Genomic DNA, 16,167 nt, shown 5'->3' with positions numbered 1-16,167 from the left:
CGGGCTTCGGCTCGGGCTTCGGCTCGGGCTCGGTATGCCGTTCAGGCGGCTTCGCTCAGCGGGGCATATTGCAGCGGCACCTGCGCGAGCTTCTGCAGCTCATCGAACGACAGGCCTTCCAGCATTTCCCGCACGACGAAGCCTTGCGGCGTGACGTCGAACACGGCGAGGTCCGTGTACACGCGATCCACACACTGCACGCCCGTCACCGGATACGAGCATTGCGCAACCAGCTTGCTTTCGCCCTGCTTGGTCAGCAGTTCCATCATCACGTAGACCTGCTTTGCGCCAATTGCGAGATCCATCGCGCCGCCGACCGCTGGAATCGCATCCGGCGCGCCAGTGTGCCAGTTCGCGAGATCGCCGTCCGCCGACACCTGGAACGCGCCGAGCACGCAGAAGTCGAGATGGCCGCCGCGCATCATCGCGAACGAATCCGCGTGATGGAAATAGGCGCCGCCCGTGAGCAGCGTGACGTGCTGCTTGCCGGCGTTGATGAGTTCGTCGTCTTCCTCGCCCTTGGCCGGCGCCGGGCCCATGCCGAGCAGGCCGTTTTCGCTGTGCAGGAAGATCTCGCGGTCCGCCGCGAGGTGGTTGGCGACGAGCGTCGGCACGCCGATGCCCAGGTTCACGTAGGCGCCTTCGGGAATGTCCGCGGCCACGCGCCGGGCCATTTCGTCACGAGTGAGTTTCTTCATGGCTAAATCCTTCCTCAACGTTCATTCAGGCAGCGAGTTCGGCTTGATGCACCGCTTGCGGCACTTCCACCACGCGCTGCACGAAAATGCCCGGCGTCACGATATTCTCGGGGTCCAGTTCGCCCAGCGGCACGACCTTCGACACCTGGACGATGGCCGTCTTCGCGGCGCTCGCCATGATCGGGCCGAAGTTGCGCGCCGTCTTGCGATACACCAGATTGCCCCAGCGGTCGCCCTTGAATGCCTTCACCAGCGCGAAGTCCGCATGCAGCGGCGACTCCAGCACGTAGTGCTTGCCGTCGATCTCGCGCGTTTCGCGGCCTTCCGCGAGCTTGGTGCCGTAGCCCGTCGGCGTGAAGAATCCGCCGATGCCCGCGCCCGCCGCGCGGATGCGCTCGGCCAGATTGCCCTGCGGCACGAGTTCGAGCTCGATCTCGCCCGCGCGATACAGCGCGTCGAACACGTGCGAATCGGTCTGGCGCGGGAACGAGCAGATGATCTTGCGCACGCGCTTCGCCTTCAACAGCGCGGCCAGGCCGATGTCGCCATTGCCGGCGTTGTTGTTGACGATCGTGAGATCGCGCGCGCCCTGCTCGATGAGCGCGTCGATCAGCTCGGACGGCATGCCCGCCGTACCGAAACCGCCGATCATGATGGTCGCGCCGTCGTGGACGTCGGCCACGGCCGAGGCGAGCGAATCGAAAATCTTGTTGATCATTGCCGTTCTTCTCCAGTCTGGACGCCCGAGGTCGCCGCAGGCATCCGTCCCGTTCCAGGGTTTATCTGCTCGAAATCAGACTTGCAGCTGACTCGCGAATCAGCTTGTCAGCGAATGTTCGATATGCGAACATGGATTCGTTTAGCGAACATCGGCATGGTAGTCCCGCGTTTGTTGCCGTGTCAACGAAGCACTGTCGAAGTGCGGGTTTTCACGGAGCTGCCGCTGCTTCGCGCCACCTGGATCATGCCTATGAAACCCTCAGCCTCAGCCGCTCGCGAGATCGACACGACACATGCGCCGGATGCACCGGATGCACAGTCGCGTCCCGGCGACGCGTATGTGCAGTCCTTCGCGCGCGGGCTGTCGGTGATCCGTTCCTTCGACGCCAGCCGGCCCGCCCAGACCCTCACCGACGTCGCCGCGGCCACCGGGCTCACGCGCGCCGGCGCGCGCCGCATCCTGCTCACCTTGCAGGCGCTCGGTTATGTCGAGGCGGACGGCCGCCTGTTCCAACTTACGCCAAAAATACTCGACTTGGGCTTCGCGTACCTGACGTCGATGCCGTTCTGGAATCTCGCCGAACCGGTCATGGAAGATCTGGTCGGACAGGTGCACGAGAGCTGTTCGGCGGCCGTGCTGAACGGCGCGGAGATCGTCTATGTGCTGCGGGTACCGACGCACAAGATCATCACGCAGAACCTATCCATCGGCAGCCGGCTGCCCGCGTTCTGCACGTCGATGGGCCGGGTCCTCCTCGCCGCGCTCGACGAAGCCAGCCTCGACGCCATCCTCGATGCCAATCCGCTGGTGGCGCGCACGCCGCGCACGATCGTCGACCGCGCTGCGCTGAAGGAAGCCATTGCGGTCGTGCGCGCGCAAGGCTGGGCCATCGTCGATCAGGAACTGGAAGAAGGACTGATTTCGATGTCGGCGCCGATCCGCGACCGGCAAGGCCGGGTGATCGCGGCGCTCAACATCAGCGGCAATGCCCAGCGCAAGAGCGCGAAGCAGATGGTGAAGGCCTTTCTCGAGCCCTTGATGGATGCCGCGCAGCGCGTGTCGGACATGGTCGCGCGGCGCGGCTGATGGTTTTTTCCGCAGGTTGAAGCATTGGACGCAGTGAGCGCCATGAACGATCTCGATCTGAACCTGATCCCGTACCTCGTCGCCATCGAGGAGACGCGCAACGTAAGCCGCGCCGCCGAGCGGCTCGGCGTGAGCCAGCCGCGTGTATCGACGGCGCTGGCGCGGCTGCGCGAGTATTTCAACGACCCGCTGTTCGTGCGCACCGCACGCGGCATGGAGCCGACGCCACGCACGCTCGCGCTGGTGCCCGCCGCGCGCGAGGCGCTCGCCCGCATCGAGCGCGGCATGCTCGACCGGCAGCATTTCGATCCGTCCACGAGCTCGGAAACCTTTTCGATCGCGCTGTCGGACGTCGGCGAGATCGTGTTCCTTCCGCGGCTTCTGCAGGCGTTCGCGCAACAGGCGCCGAATGCGAATCTGCGCTCGGTGTCGGCTTCGCATGGCGATGTCGGACGCGGGCTCGAAGCCGGTGAAATCGATCTGGCCATCGGTTACTTTCCGGATCTGCGCGGCAACAACTTCTTCCAGCAGCGGCTCTTTTCACACCGGTTCATCTGCCTGATGCGGCGCGATCATCCGTTTGCACGCGAACCGCTGACGCTGGAACGCTTTCTCGCCTGCGGACACGCGGTGGTGCGCGCGGAAGGCCGCAGCCAGGAAATCCTCGAGAATCATCTCGACCGCGAACGCGTGCGCCGCCGCGCCGTACTCGAAACGCCGCACTTCATGAGCCTGCCGTTCATCCTGTCGCGCACCGACCTGATCGCCACGGTGCCGCATGCGATCGGCTTCGCGTACGTCGCCGAACACGCATCGATCACGCTCGCCGAACCGCCGCTCGCGCTGCCGCGCTTCGATCTCAAGCAGCACTGGCATCGCAAGTTCCATAACGACGCGCGCACGAAATGGCTGCGCGGTGTCGTGGCCGCGCTGTTCAACGACGAGCTCGACGAATGGCCGAAGTGAGCTTCACCTCGCGGGCGATGAATCCCGCTAACATCGCAGTTTTATTGCCCGGCGGGAAATGATCGATGGATGCGCTGACCAGTCTGCGGGTGTTTCGCGAGGTCGTCGAGGCGGGCAGCTTCGTGAAGGCCGCCGAGCGCCTCGACATGTCGACCGCCATGACCAGCAAGCATGTCGCGAATCTGGAGCGGCAGTTGCGCGTGCGTCTCCTGAACCGGACCACGCGCCATCTCAGTCTCACGGAAGCCGGCAGTGTGTATTTCGAGCAATGCAGCGAGGCGCTCGATATCCTGCAGGCCGCCGAGGCGGCCGTCGGCGCGCAGACGGCGCAGCCGCAGGGCGTGCTCAAGGTGACCGCGCCGGGCTGGTTCGCCAATCCCACGTTCGCTGAACTCGTGGTGGCCTATCAGGCGCGCTATCCCGGCGTGCTGGTGGACGTGCGGCTGGAGAACCGCTTCGTCGATCTGGTCGAGGAAGGCTACGACATGGCCTTGCGCGCGACCTCCGATCCCTCGCCTTCGCTGATCGTGCGGCCGCTGTGCAGGATGCCTTTCCTGCTCGCGGGCGCGCGTGGCTATCTGGAGCGGCACGGCCAGCCGCGCCATCCGGACGATCTCGCCCGGCACCGACTGGTGTTGCCGACTTACACCAATATCGAATCGGTGACGCTGACCGGACCGGACGGCGCGTTCACCGTGAAGCATCAGGCCGTGCTCAAGACCAACGACACCGCGATGGCGCTGCAACTCGTGCGCGCCGGGCTCGGGCTCGCCTACTTTCCGGCGTGGATCGCGGAACCGGAATTCGCATCCGAAACGCTGCTGCGCGTGTTGCCGGACTATTCAGCGTTCGCGCCATCGGTGTACGCGGTGTACACCAGCCGCAAGTTCATGACAAGCAAAGTGCGCACCTTCATCGATTTCCTCTCCGACGCGCTCAGCGATCGTCTGCCTTATTAGGATTACTCGTATTCGTGCTTGAGGGACGGCGTGCCATCATCGCGCCGCTTCCCGAAGCGTGCGCGCGATGTGGTGTGTCGCAGGTGTGTCGCGATCTCGCGCGTCGCCGGGACTTTCCCTCACTTCGTCTGTCACGAGGTTTGCGCGACATGGTTTTTCCCTGGCTTCCCCTGGCGCTCGGGCTATGCCTGCTGGCGTTCGTGATATTCGTGTGCCGTACGGTCAATGCAGCTTGCGGCGTCCCGCGATGGAACGGCGCGCTGTTCTTCTTTGCACTGTGTGGTCTGGCCATGCTGCTGGACTTCGCCCTCACGATGATCTTTGCTTCGGCCAGCTTCTACGAGCGCACGGAGTATGAGCGCTATGCGTCCCGGAACGAATGGGGTGAACGCGCTGTGACTTATCTGATCCAGTTGACGATCGCACTGGCGCTGGCGGTGCGGTTCCGAAGGCGTCAGCGATTCGCGCGATGTCGTGCGGGCGGGAGTGCGAGGGCTTGCGCGAAATGTCCGGTGGAGCGACGCGCGCAGTGCAAGCAGCGCGATGTCGTGCAGATTCAGACGTCGGCTTATACGCGGTCGGAGTTGCGGCTGTAGGGGTCTTGTACGGTGACTGTCTGTGCGCGTTGAGCCCGTTTTCCTGAGGCAAGTTTCGCATCTACAACAGAGACATCCAATGAGACGACATGCACCTATCGCCGCCGCTTCGGCCGCGATCATCCTGACCGCATGCGGCGGCGGTGGAAGCGACAACGGGCCGTCGACGCCCGTTTCCACGGCGTCTGCGGCAGGGCTTTACTCGGGTAAAACAGACAGCAACCGGCAAGCCTCCGTGCTCATTCTCGACGACGGGCGCCTGTATTCGATCTACTCCGTCGCTGGCAATACGAACTTCATCGCGGGCGGGGTGATTGGAGCGGTCACGTCGAGCAACGGCAAGTTGTCAAATGGCAGCGGCATCGACTACAACCTCGAGGGTCAAGGCAGTAACGCAGTCACGCTCTCTGGCGCTTATTCCGCGAAAGCCCTCCTCAACACCACGCTCCTCTACGCAAACGGAGCGAAGACCACCTTCGCGGGCACCTACGATCCGAGCTACGACACCGTACCCATGCAGGCCACGGTCACAGGTATCTTCAAGGGAGAAAGCGTGACCAACGGCGGCAACGACACAAACGTCACGCTTACGGCAGACGCCACCGGTTCGATCACGGGTACGGGCACGAGTTGCAATTTCACCGGGTCCATCAAGCCGCATGCGTCGGGCAACGTCTACGACCTGACGATTCGCTTCGGTGCTGACAACTGCGCCTATCCGAACACCACTGCATCGGGTGTTGCGATCATGACTGGAACGACCATGCGTGCTGAACTTCAGACGCTTCAGTCACCGACGAAAGCGGGCGTGCTCTTCGTTGGCGCAAGACAGTAATTAGCTGGCGGCACATAGGGCCGGCGCGCTTGCGGCCGGCCCGCCGCCACGCTACAATCGCCGTTCTTTGCTACACACCCTGCTGCCTCACAGCGCAGTTCGGGATCGTGGCGAAGGGTCAGACGGCAACGCCAGACCTTTCGCAAAGGCAATCGGGGCGTAGCGCAGCCTGGTAGCGTACCTGCATGGGGTGCAGGTGGTCGGAGGTTCAAATCCTCTCGCCCCGACCAGTACAAGAAAGGCTCTCTGGTCTCGACCAGAGAGCCTTTTTCTTTGCCGCTCCAATCAAGCTTGAAAAGAACCCGCTTGGGAATTTGAAGAACCGTTACGTACACACGGCGAGCAAGAACGATGGCGTATAACAAGCTCAACAACCCGCGCGCATTTCCCGGCAATACGAATTTCGGGATGTCGCTCCGGGACTATTTCGCCGGTCAGGCCCTGGCGGGCGACATGGCAGATGACTTCTTGTCAAACGATGCCTCCTCCGAGTTTCTCGAAGAGCGCGCGCAGTTTTACTACCGTCTGGCCGACGCCATGCTCAAGGCCCGCGCGGAAGAGGAGGCCCTCTCCAGCACCGGCGCGATGATGGGCTTCAGCGTCTGACAGTCGAAAGCCTTTTGGCGACTGTCGAAGGTGATTGCTTCAACGCTTAATGCTCATACGTTAAGCACGAAAAATGACTTGTCAATCAGCTATTTAAGCTCTAGTCTTAACGTGACGCATAAGGATTGGCGCGCCATGCCCTCGACCGTATCCACGCCCATGCAATCCGGGCGCATTTCGTCAGATCGACCTTTCTCCCGTTTGCGCGAGGAAGTCTCGAAATGGTTCGATTCCACGAGTCACGCGCGCGTTGCCCGCTACGGGCGCATCTATCCCGGCGGCAGCCGCTACGTGTGTCTGAGCGCGCCCAAGCCCGGCGGTCGATACGCGCTCTACTTCTTCCATCACGGCGATGACGACTGGCGCATCTATCCGCCGTCGGGCGTCGGACCGAGCATTGTTTATTGCTCGGTCGACGTCAAAGCGCCCGCCCCTTCAGCCACTCGCGCCGCGCTTCGCCCGAAGCGACGCCTGCGCGCCGCCCTCAAGTCCTAGCTCCTGGCGGCGAGGAGCGTCTGCCCGGTGATGGCCTCATCGATGGCGCGCTGATAGACCTTTGCAACCTCCGCGGCGGCAATGCCCTGCGACGGATCCTTGCCCATCGATTCGAGCGTCTCCGCAACCCATCCCGGACTCACTACATTCACGCGCAAGGTGCCTTGCAGTTCCAGCGCCGCGACCCGCACGAAACCCTCCAGCCCCGCATTGACGATGCTCACCGCAGCCGCGCCGACCATCGGTTCCTGCGCCAGTGTGCCGCTCGTCAGCGTGATCGAGCCGCCGGTCTCCACATGTCCGCTGGCGCAGCGCACGAGGTTCACCTGACCCATCAGTTTGTTGGCGAGGCTGAAGGCATAGTCCGATTCGTCCAGCGCATCGAGGGGCTTGAACTTCGCTGCTCCGCCGACACACACCACTGCACCAACCATCCCCACTCGCTCGTACAGGGCGACGATGCTCGCCTTGTCCGACAGATCCACAGCCACGTCGGAGCCCTTGCGGCTCGCGGTGATCACTTCGTGCCGGTGTTCGAGGAGTCGTTTGATTTCAGTGCCCAGCAGACCGGTTGCGCCAACGAGCAGTACTCGCATAAAGCCTCCTGAATCGATAGGACGAGACGGGGACAAGCAGGCGTATCGTACTGAGCCGGTGTGCGGCATGCAGCGCATGAACTCGGCCGCACAACTGCGCCAATGCTTTTTGCGCAGACAAAAAAATGCCGCGACGAATCGCGGCATTGCGCTACCTGCATCACCCAGGCACATCGATCATCCGGAGACGGCCTTCAGCCGCCCAGCAAATCGATCACCTTAAGAATCTCCTTGCGCAACTGATCGACATCCACCGATCCCTGCGCTGCTTGCGGATCGCCCGGCATGCCCTCGGCTTCAGCTTCGTCGGCGCTTGCACGGCCTTGCGAGTCGAGGCGATTGCGGGCGCCATTGATCGTGAAGCCCTGCTCGTACAGCAGGTCACGGATGCGCCGGATCAGCAGAACCTCGTGATGCTGATAGTAGCGGCGGTTGCCGCGCCGCTTCACCGGTCTCAGCTGCGTGAACTCCTGTTCCCAATAGCGCAGCACGTGCGGCTTGACGCCGCACAGTTCGCTCACTTCGCCAATCGTGAAATAACGCTTGGCCGGGATAGGAGGCAAGACGACTTTTTCCATCGTCGATCAACCATCGTGGTTATTGATGTCGATTGAAGCGCGGTGGTCAGCAGCAGCGGAAAGCGCGGATCATGCCGCATGCCTTCCGTGAATCAGGAATCAGCGTGCGAGATCCGTCTCCGCTCCCGTTTCAACCAGCGCCTTCAGCTTCTGACTTGCATGAAACGTGACGACTCGCCGCGCCGCAATGGGAATGGCCTCGCCGGTCTTCGGATTACGCCCGGGACGCTGCGGCTTGTCGCGCAACTGAAAATTGCCGAAGCCGGAGAGCTTGACGCTCTCGCCGCTCTCCAGCGCGTCGCGAATGACTTCGAAGAAAGCTTCGACCATGTCTTTCGCCTCGCGCTTGTTCAAGCCGACGTGGTCGAACAGCATCTCCGCCAGTTCGGCTTTCGTGAGCGTCGGCGTGTCGCCGGGCGCGCTCGAGGTCGGGATATCTCGGGTCATGGCGCTGCGCTGCGCCGAAAGAAGGGCTTCGAAATCACTCGAGTTCATTTGGTTCATATCGGTAAAACGGCGCGTAACACGCTTGAGACCTTGGGCGTTGTGCGGATGGGCCGACTCCAGAGGAAGGCTATCCGCGCAATCGCGCGCCGTGTACTCGAGTCAGACGATCCACCAGGGTTTTGATGGCCGTATCGACTGTTTCGTCCTGAAGCGTGCCGCCAGTATCTTGCAACGTTACACGGAAGGCAAGACTTTTCTCGTGCGCGCCCAACCCTCCGGAAGTATTTGATTTTGGACGAAATTCGTCGAAAAGCGCAACCCTCGTGACGTGCCTGCAGGCGGGTTCCGAACGGGCGTTTTCGAGCTCGTCGAGCAGCGCCCGAACCGGCACGTCCTGATCCACGACGACCGCGATATCGCGTCGCACCGGAGGGAATTTCGACACCTCGGACGTCGCCGGCAGCGCGCGTTCCATCAACGCTTCGGCATCGACTTCGAAGACGACCGGCGCATGCGGAAGGTCATACTTTTGCAGCCAGCGCGGATGCAATTCGCCGATCCAGCCCACCGCGCGCCCCGCCACCTCGATACGCGCGCTGCGTCCCGGATGCAGCGCCGGATGTTCGGCCTTCACGAAACGCGGCACGACCGGCGCGAACAGCGCCTCGACGTCGCCCTTGACGTCGAAGAAGTCGACGTTGCGCGTAGCCGCGCCCCATTGCTCCTCGATGACCGGGCCATATGCGAGGCCGCCGATCATCTTCGGCTGCGCATAGCCTTGCACGCTGAGTTCGCCTGCCTGCACGGACGCGTCGCGATGAAACACGCGGCCCGCCTCGAACACGCGGATACGCTCGGCGCGACGGTTCAGGTTATGACGCAGCACTTCGATCAGGCTGCCGAACAGCGTCGTGCGCATGACCGAGAGCTGGCTCGCGATCGGGTTCAGCAGCTTGATGGGCTGATCGTTGCCAGCGAAGTCCTTCTCCCACTCGGCATCGACGAAACTGAAGTTCACCGTCTCCGAGTAATCGCGCGCGGCGACCGCGTGACGCAGCACGTGGATCGAACGGCGGGTCTCGTCGGTGCGGCGCATTTCGCTGTGCGCGACCGGCGGACGCGCCGGAATCTTTTCGAAACCATAGATGCGCGCGACTTCTTCGATCAGGTCTTCCTCGATCTCGATGTCGAAGCGATACGGCGGCGGCGTGACCTTGAAGGTATCGCCGTCGCGCTCGAACGCGAGGTTCAGGCGCGTGAAGATCTGCGCGATCTCCCCGGCGCCGATCTCCACGCCAATGATGCGATGCGCGCGCGACACGCGCATCGCCACCGGATTGCGTTCGGGCACGTTGACGATCTGGTCGTCGACCGGACCCGCCGCGCCGCCGCAGATGTCCAGAATCAGGCGCGAGATGATTTCGATGTGCTCGACGGTCGTCGAATAATCGACGCCGCGCTCGAAGCGATGCGCGGCATCGGTCGAGAAGTTGTACTTGCGCGCGCGGCCGCGAATGGCGTCGGGCCACCAGAACGCGGCTTCGAGATAGATGTTCGTGGTATCCAGCGACACCGCCGTGCTGTCGCCGCCCATGATGCCCGCGAGGCTTTCGACATGACGGTCATCGGCGATCACGCCGACGGTTTCATCGAGCTCGACGGTGTTGCCGTTCAAGAGCTTCAGCGACTCGCCCTGCTTGCCCCAGCGCACTTCGATCGCGCCATGGATCTTGTCGAGATCGAACACGTGCGACGGACGCCCGAGCTCGAGCATCACGTAGTTCGAGATGTCGACGAGCGCGGAAATGCTGCGCTGGCCCGCGCGTTCGAGCCGCTCGACCATCCATTGCGGCGTCTTCGCATGCGCGTTCACGCCGCGAATCACGCGGCCGGAGAAGCGGCCGCACAGGTCAGGCGCGAGGATTTTCACGGGCAGCTTTTCGTCGAGCGTGGCTTCGACTGCCGGCACCTCGAGCGCCTTCAGCGGCGCGCCGGTGATCGCGGCCGTTTCGCGCGCGACGCCATACACCGACAGGCAATCCGCCTTGTTGGGCGTGAGCTTGATCTCGAAGACCGTGTCGTCGAGATTGAGCGCCTCGCGGATGTCCTGGCCGACTTGTGCATCGGCGGGCAGGATCAGCAGGCCGCTGTGATCTTCCGACAGCTTCAGTTCGCGCGCCGAGCACAGCATGCCCTGGCTATCGACGCCGCGCAGCTTCGCGGGCTTGATCACGAACGGCTCGCCGCCCGCTTCGGCCGGCGGCAGCACGGCGCCCATCAGCGCAACCGGCACCTTGATGCCCGGCGCCACGTTCGGCGCGCCGCACACGATGTTCAGCTGCTCGCCCGTGCCGGCATCGACCTGGCAGACGTTGAGCTTGTCCGCGTTCGGATGCTTCGCGACTTCGAGCACCTGGCCCACGACGATCTTCGTGGTGGGCGGCGCAACCGGCCGCAGGTCTTCGACTTCAAGGCCGGCCATGGTCAGCGCGTGCGCGAGTTCGTCGGTGGAGAGCTGCGGATCGACGAAACTGCGGAGCCAGGATTCTGGGAATTGCATGGATGTTTACGTTCGAAATGTTTGGAGTCTCGGGTCCGGCTTCGGCGGGTGCGAGCAGCCGGACGTCGCGGGCCGTGCGTGCTTCAGGCGAACTGGCGCAGGAAACGCAGGTCGTTCTCGAAGAACAGACGCAGGTCCTGCACGCCGTAGCGCAGCATCGTCAGGCGCTCGAGGCCGCTGCCGAACGCAAAGCCGATATAGCGCTCCGGATCGAGGCCCATGTTGCGGATGACGGTGGGATGCACCTGGCCCGAGCCGGAGATTTCCAGCCATTTGCCCGCGTTCTTGCCGTGCTCGAACATCATGTCGATCTCGGCCGACGGCTCCGTGAACGGAAAATACGACGGACGGAAGCGCACGAGAATGTCGTCGCGCTCGAAGAACTTCTTCAGGAAATCGGTGTAGGCGCCCTTCAGGTCGGCGAAGCTGATGTTCTCTTCGATCCACAGGCCTTCGACCTGGTTGAACATCGGCGAGTGCGTGGCGTCGCTGTCCACGCGGTAGGTGCGACCCGGCACGATCACCTTGATGGGCGGCTTGTTCATGCGCGCGTAACGCACCTGCATCGGGCTCGTGTGCGTGCGCAGCAGGAGCGGCCGGCCGTCGGCATCCTGGCCGTCGACATAGAACGTGTCCTGCATCGAGCGCGCCGGATGGTTTTCCGGGCTGTTCAACGCGGTGAAGTTGTACCAGTCGGTTTCGATCTCGGGACCGTCGGCGACGTCGAAGCCGATCGAGCGGAACACCTGCTCGACGCGCTCCCACGTGCGCATCACCGGATGCAGCGTGCCGGCGCCGGCGCCGCGGCCGGGCAACGTGACGTCGATGGCTTCTGCCGCAAGACGCTGGTTGAGCAACGCGTCGGCCAGCGCCTGGCGGCGGGCGTTCAGCGCGGCTTCGACTTGCTGCTTTGCCTGGTTGATGCGCGCGCCTTCGGTCTTCTTCGCTTCGGGATCGAGCTTGCCCAGACCCTTCAGCAAGTCGGTCAGCGCGCCCGACTTGCCGAGAAAGCGCGCTTTCTCGTTTTCGAGCGTGTTGGCGTCGGTGGCGTGTTCAAAGGCGCTTTTCGCGTCCGCGACAATCTGATCCAGATCCATTGATCCCATCTTCTTAACGTCGAAGTTCAAACAGAGGTTCGGTTTTGCTCATCCACGCCGATACGCGCGCATGCGATGTGCAAAACCGTCCGACCAACAAAAACGGGGCTCGGTGAGAGCCCCGTTTTCTGCCTTCGCGCCGCCGTCAACAACCCGGCGACGAGAAGGCGAACCACGCAGTACTAATTTCGCAATTAGGCTGCAACGGCGGCTTTCACCTGCTTCACGATCGCAGCAAAAGCAGCCTTGTCGAACACAGCCATGTCAGCCAGCACCTTGCGGTCGAGTTCGATCGACGCCTTCTTCAGGCCGTTGATGAACACGCTGTAGGTCATGTCATGCTGACGCACCGCCGCGTTGATACGCGTGATCCACAGTGCGCGGAACACACGCTTCTTGTTGCGGCGGTCGCGGTAGGCGTATTGGCCAGCGCGCATGACCGCCTGCTTGGCGATGCGATAGACGTTATTGCGACGGCCGCGGTAACCCTTGGCCAGACGGATGATCTTCTTGTGACGGGCCCGTGCGGTAACCCCACGTTTTACTCGAGGCATGTTGCGCTCCTTAAGTTAAGTTGAGGTTAGGCGAACGGCAGCATTGCGCGGACGGAGTTCAGATCGGAATCATGAACGGCCGTGGCGCCACGCAGATGGCGTTTGTTCTTGGTGGTTTTCTTGGTAAGAATGTGGCGCTTGAACGCTTGACCGCGCTTGACGGTACCGCCCGGACGCACCACGAAGCGCTTTGCAGCGCTCTTCTTGGTCTTCATCTTCGGCATGAAACTACTCCAGTTTATTAGATGGTCATGGGTGTGCGGCTGATCCGTCCATGCTGGCCAAGACCCCTTCCCGCCCTTCGAAACCCACGCGCCACTTGTTTGCAGACGACTCGGTAAAGAGTCGCCGCTTTGCATGACCGGCGTCACCGAGATGACGCCGGCCTGAAACTGCCGGCAATGCCGCACCGACCGCCATTCGACGGCGCGCGATCCATTGCTTGTTGCTTGAGGTTACTTGCCCTTCTTCTTCGGGGCCAGCACCATGATCATCTGACGCCCTTCCATCTTCGGCATCTGCTCGACCTGGCCGAATTCGTCGAGATCCGACTTCAACCGTTCCAGCATGCGCATGCCGATTTCCTGGTGCGCCATTTCACGACCGCGGAAACGCAATGTGATTTTCGTCTTGTCGCCGTCTTCGAGGAAGCGGGTGAGGTTGCGCAGCTTGACGTTGTAGTCACCGTCATCCGTGCCGGGGCGGAATTTGACTTCCTTCACCTGCACGATCTTCTGCTTGAGCTTCGCCTCGTGTTGCTTCTTCGCTTCCGAGTATTTGAACTTGCCGTAATCCATCAAACGGCAGACAGGCGGAGAAGCCTGCGGCGCGATTTCGACGAGATCGACATCGAGCTGTTCCGATTGACGGAACGCCTCGGCCAGTTTCACGATTCCGAGCGGCTCGTTGTCCACTCCGACCAAGCGCACTTCCGGTGCGGTAATTTCACCGTTGATGCGATGTGACGACTTATCAGTAGCGATGTTACGTTTCCTCTAAAAATTAAAAAACAAGCCGCGCTGCGAGTGACTTACCTGAACGCCCGCACATCCTGCTGCAGACGCTCCAGAAATGCGTCGACCGGCATCACGCCCAGATCGACACCGCCACGAGCACGCACGGCTACGGTTTGCGCCTCACGCTCCTTGTCACCGACAACCAGCAAATACGGCACCTTCTGCAGCGTGTGCTCGCGTATTTTATAGCTAATCTTCTCATTGCGCAAATCGCACTCGACTCTAAGCCCTTGTTTTTGCAACGATTGGGTCAGATTCGCGGCATATTCTGCCTGACTTTCGGCAATATTGAGCACGACTGCCTGCGTCGGCGCGAGCCACGGCGGCATGGCGCCGGCGTGGTGTTCGATCAGAATCCCGAGGAAACGCTCCATTGACCCGACGATTGCACGATGGAGCATCACCGGACGCCGGCGGCTGTTGTCCTCGGCGACATATTCGGCGCCCAGACGCTCCGGCAACACCATGTCGAGCTGCAGGGTGCCGCATTGCCACGAACGGCCCAGCGCATCCTTGATGTGGTACTCGATCTTCGGACCGTAGAACGCGCCCTCGCCTTCGAGCTCTTCCCATTCCAGACCGCATGCGGTCAGTGCCTCGCGCAGACCTTGCTCCGCGCGATCCCAGGTTTCATCGCTGCCCGCGCGCTGTTCAGGGCGCAGCGACAGCTTGATGGCGATGTGATCGAAGCCGAAATCCTTGTACACGCTCATGGCCAGCGTGTTGAACGCGATGGACTCCGCGATGAATTGATCTTCGGTACAGAAGATGTGCGCATCGTCCTGAACGAAGCCGCGCACGCGCATCAGGCCGTGCAGCGCGCCCGACGGCTCGTTGCGGTGGCACGATCCGAACTCCGCATAGCGCAACGGCAGATCGCGGTACGAGCGCAGGCCGTGATTGAACACCTGCACGTGACCCGGGCAGTTCATCGGCTTGATGGCGTAGTCGCGCTTTTCCGACTCGGTCGTGAACATGTTTTCACGATAGTTCTGCCAGTGACCCGAGGCTTCCCACAGCGAACGGTCCATGACCATCGGGGTCTTGATCTCGAGATAGCCGGCCTCGTTCACACGACGGCGCATGTATTGCTCGACCTGCTGCCACAGCGACCAGCCCTTCGGATGCCAGAACACCATGCCGGGCGCCTCGTCCTGCAGATGGAACAGGTCGAGTTGCTTGCCGAGCTTGCGGTGATCGCGCTTCTCGGCTTCTTCCAGCATGTGCAGATAGGCTTCCTGGTCTTCCTTTTTGGTCCAGGCGGTGCCGTAGATGCGCTGCAGCTGCTCGTTCTTCGAGTCGCCACGCCAGTAGGCGCCCGCAAGCTTCATCAGCTTGAAGACCTTGAGCTTGCCGGTGGACGGCACGTGCGGCCCGCGGCACAGGTCGGTGAAACCGCCGTGCGAATACAGCTTGATTTCGTCGCTTTCAGGGATCGACTCGATGATCTCGGCCTTGTACTTCTCGCCGATGCTCTTGAAGTACTCGACGGCCTCGTTGCGCGACACCACGCGGCGCGACACCGGCTCGTCCTTCTTGACGAGTTCCTGCATGCGCTTTTCGATCTTTTCGAGATCTTCGGGGGTAAACGGCCGGCTGTAGGAGAAGTCGTAGTAGAAGCCGTTGTCGATGACCGGTCCGATGGTCACCTGCGCCTCGGGGAACAGGTCCTTCACCGCATACGCCAGCAAGTGCGCGGTAGAGTGGCGCACGACATCGACGCCTTCCGGGTCCTTGTCGGTGACGATGGCAAGCGACGCGTCGCGGTCGATCAGGAAGGAGGTATCGACGAGTTCGCCGTTGAGCTTGCCGGCGAGCGCGGCCTTGGCGAGGCCCGCACCGATCGATGCCGCGACTTCCGCGACGGTCACCGGGTGGTCGTATTGACGGACCGACCCATCAGGCAAACGTACCGAAACCATATCGTTCTCCAGAACGCCGGCGCACGCCGGGCGATGTCGTTTGAGGCTTGCCTCGCGATCTCACGTTGAGAAATCGGGAGACAAAAAAAATGCGGCCCCGCTATCGAGGGGCCGCATTCACTTTTCACACTGACCGCGAAACAATTTGGCAGAAGGCGAATTAGGTCCTCGACTAGCGTCGCTCCGAAACTGTTTCGGTCAACGTTCGACGTGCCATTTTCATTCGCCTTTTGCACTGAGCGCCATTCAGACGCCCTTCGCGGTTTGAAAACCCGCGGACCGGAGTCCGCAAGCCTTCTTTTTCGTTGGTAGGCTCGATTGGACTCGAACCAACGACCCCCACCATGTCAAGGTGGTGCTCTAACCAGCTGAGCTACGAGCCTGAAAGAAGTGAGATTATATGGAGTATTTCGAACCTTGGCAAGGGTTTGTCCG

Annotated in this window: 18 protein-coding genes and 2 tRNA genes; 8 read left to right on the top strand and 12 right to left on the bottom strand. The window is 62.1% G+C overall.

Annotation, left to right across the window (positions count from 1 at the left end; genetic code table 11):
* Positions 1-41 precede the first annotated feature (41 nt).
* Both QCE69_RS05185 and QCE69_RS05180 read right to left on the bottom strand, forming a co-directional pair.
* A complete protein-coding gene (locus tag QCE69_RS05185) occupies positions 42-698 on the bottom strand; it encodes a 3-oxoacid CoA-transferase subunit B (RefSeq protein ID WP_309929730.1) in 657 nt (218 codons plus the stop codon).
* Positions 699-723: 25 nt separating this feature from the next.
* Complete coding sequence (locus QCE69_RS05180; RefSeq protein WP_309808028.1) at positions 724-1,416, bottom strand: 3-oxoacid CoA-transferase subunit A; 693 nt, start codon at positions 1,414-1,416, stop codon at positions 724-726.
* 252 nt (positions 1,417-1,668) lie between these two features.
* On the opposite strand from QCE69_RS05180, the gene QCE69_RS05175 reads away from it, so the two are divergent.
* The 8 genes from QCE69_RS05175 to QCE69_RS05140 all read left to right on the top strand — a co-directional run bounded on the left by QCE69_RS05175 (position 1,669) and on the right by QCE69_RS05140 (position 6,962).
* Positions 1,669-2,505 carry an IclR family transcriptional regulator gene (locus QCE69_RS05175; RefSeq protein ID WP_309929728.1) on the top strand — a complete coding sequence of 279 codons (837 nt, stop codon included), beginning with the start codon at positions 1,669-1,671 and terminating at the stop codon, positions 2,503-2,505.
* A 42-nt stretch (positions 2,506-2,547) separates the two neighbouring features.
* Positions 2,548-3,471: a LysR family transcriptional regulator gene (locus QCE69_RS05170; RefSeq protein WP_309915374.1), complete on the top strand. Its 924-nt coding sequence runs from the start codon at positions 2,548-2,550 to the stop codon at positions 3,469-3,471.
* Positions 3,472-3,536: 65 nt separating this feature from the next.
* Positions 3,537-4,430 carry a LysR family transcriptional regulator gene (locus tag QCE69_RS05165; RefSeq protein WP_309929726.1) on the top strand — a complete coding sequence of 298 codons (894 nt, stop codon included), beginning with the start codon at positions 3,537-3,539 and terminating at the stop codon, positions 4,428-4,430.
* Positions 4,431-4,579: 149 nt separating this feature from the next.
* On the top strand, positions 4,580-5,026 hold the full coding sequence (locus QCE69_RS05160) for a hypothetical protein (RefSeq protein WP_309919642.1): 447 nt from the start codon (positions 4,580-4,582) through the stop codon (positions 5,024-5,026).
* Positions 5,027-5,261: 235 nt separating this feature from the next.
* Positions 5,262-5,861, top strand: coding sequence for a hypothetical protein (locus QCE69_RS05155; RefSeq protein WP_309929724.1), 600 nt, complete (start codon positions 5,262-5,264; stop codon positions 5,859-5,861).
* Between the two features lie 153 nt (positions 5,862-6,014).
* A tRNA-Pro gene (locus QCE69_RS05150) sits at positions 6,015-6,091 on the top strand.
* Between the two features lie 121 nt (positions 6,092-6,212).
* Positions 6,213-6,467 (top strand): hypothetical protein, encoded by a 255-nt coding sequence (locus QCE69_RS05145; protein ID WP_309915265.1) that lies wholly within the window; start codon positions 6,213-6,215, stop codon positions 6,465-6,467.
* A 135-nt stretch (positions 6,468-6,602) separates the two neighbouring features.
* The gene (locus tag QCE69_RS05140; protein ID WP_309915262.1) at positions 6,603-6,962 is read left to right on the top strand and encodes a hypothetical protein; all 360 of its coding nucleotides are present in this window, start codon (positions 6,603-6,605) and stop codon (positions 6,960-6,962) included.
* Here the strand turns inward: QCE69_RS05140 and QCE69_RS05135 are convergent.
* From QCE69_RS05135 to QCE69_RS05090, 10 genes are all read right to left on the bottom strand, one after another.
* Positions 6,959-7,558 (bottom strand): short chain dehydrogenase, encoded by a 600-nt coding sequence (locus tag QCE69_RS05135; protein WP_309929722.1) that lies wholly within the window; start codon positions 7,556-7,558, stop codon positions 6,959-6,961. The two genes, QCE69_RS05140 and QCE69_RS05135, sit on opposite strands and share 4 nt — an antisense overlap.
* A gap of 194 nt (positions 7,559-7,752) precedes the next feature.
* Positions 7,753-8,136, bottom strand: a complete 384-nt coding sequence (locus tag QCE69_RS05130) for a MerR family transcriptional regulator (RefSeq protein WP_309915257.1) — start codon at positions 8,134-8,136, stop codon at positions 7,753-7,755.
* Between the two features lie 99 nt (positions 8,137-8,235).
* Positions 8,236-8,640: an integration host factor subunit alpha gene (locus tag QCE69_RS05125; RefSeq protein WP_309808019.1), complete on the bottom strand. Its 405-nt coding sequence runs from the start codon at positions 8,638-8,640 to the stop codon at positions 8,236-8,238.
* A 70-nt stretch (positions 8,641-8,710) separates the two neighbouring features.
* A complete protein-coding gene (gene pheT, locus QCE69_RS05120; RefSeq protein ID WP_309929719.1) occupies positions 8,711-11,143 on the bottom strand; it encodes a phenylalanine--tRNA ligase subunit beta in 2,433 nt (810 codons plus the stop codon).
* An 83-nt stretch (positions 11,144-11,226) separates the two neighbouring features.
* Complete coding sequence (gene pheS, locus QCE69_RS05115; RefSeq protein ID WP_309915249.1) at positions 11,227-12,240, bottom strand: phenylalanine--tRNA ligase subunit alpha; 1,014 nt, start codon at positions 12,238-12,240, stop codon at positions 11,227-11,229.
* Between the two features lie 194 nt (positions 12,241-12,434).
* Positions 12,435-12,794, bottom strand: a complete 360-nt coding sequence (gene rplT, locus QCE69_RS05110) for a 50S ribosomal protein L20 (RefSeq protein WP_008350196.1) — start codon at positions 12,792-12,794, stop codon at positions 12,435-12,437.
* 26 nt (positions 12,795-12,820) lie between these two features.
* Positions 12,821-13,018, bottom strand: coding sequence for a 50S ribosomal protein L35 (gene rpmI, locus QCE69_RS05105; protein ID WP_004191477.1), 198 nt, complete (start codon positions 13,016-13,018; stop codon positions 12,821-12,823).
* A gap of 231 nt (positions 13,019-13,249) precedes the next feature.
* Positions 13,250-13,777, bottom strand: a complete 528-nt coding sequence (gene infC, locus QCE69_RS05100) for a translation initiation factor IF-3 (protein WP_075583873.1) — start codon at positions 13,775-13,777, stop codon at positions 13,250-13,252.
* Between the two features lie 47 nt (positions 13,778-13,824).
* Positions 13,825-15,732: a threonine--tRNA ligase gene (gene thrS / locus QCE69_RS05095; protein ID WP_309915243.1), complete on the bottom strand. Its 1,908-nt coding sequence runs from the start codon at positions 15,730-15,732 to the stop codon at positions 13,825-13,827.
* 306 nt (positions 15,733-16,038) lie between these two features.
* Positions 16,039-16,115, bottom strand: a tRNA-Val gene (locus tag QCE69_RS05090).
* Between the last annotated feature and the right edge of the window lie 52 nt (positions 16,116-16,167).

Origin of the sequence: Caballeronia sp. LZ032 (assembly GCF_031451315.1) — a bacterium.
In the GTDB taxonomy this organism is placed as follows: Bacteria; Pseudomonadota; Gammaproteobacteria; order Burkholderiales; family Burkholderiaceae; genus Caballeronia.
Note: the sequence above shows the minus strand (reverse complement) of the source record. Positions and strands in the feature narration are given on the sequence as shown.